At 36.9% G+C, this 498-nt stretch carries 1 pseudogene; it reads right to left on the bottom strand.

The window, feature by feature from the left end:
• Nucleotides 1–498: pseudogene (locus ACG9ZB_RS16730) on the bottom strand (IS4-like element ISAba1 family transposase); the annotation flags it as partial.

Genomic DNA, 498 nt, shown 5'->3' with positions numbered 1-498 from the left:
AATAAACTCATTGAGAGTCGTCCATGCTTCTTTATTTTTATCGCTTTTTTTTGATTATGTTGCCATTCACCCGTTAAGTAACACCAACAGAAGCTTATAGCTAACACCGCAATCAATTTTTTCACTCGTCTAGGGTCTGTCAAGCGCGTATTTTCAAGATTAAACCCGCGTCCTTTGAGACAACTGAATAAGGTTTCAATTTCCCAGCGTAATGCATAATCCTGAATAGCATTGGCATTAAACTGAGGAGAAACGACGAGTAAAAGCTCTCCATTTTCTAACTGTAGTGCACTTATATATAGTTTCACCCGACCAACCAAAATCCGTCGTTTACGACATTCAATTTGACCAACTTTAAGATGGCGAAATAAATCACTAATTTTATGATTCTTTCCTAAATGATTGGTGACAATGAAGTTTTTTTAACACGAATGCAGAAGTTGATGTCTTGTTCAATTAACCATGTAAACCACTGCTCACCGATAAACTCTCTGTCTG

The sequence above is a fragment of the Acinetobacter johnsonii genome, from assembly GCF_048551975.1.
GTDB lineage: Bacteria > Pseudomonadota > Gammaproteobacteria > Pseudomonadales > Moraxellaceae > Acinetobacter > Acinetobacter johnsonii_A.
Note: the sequence above shows the minus strand (reverse complement) of the source record. Positions and strands in the feature narration are given on the sequence as shown.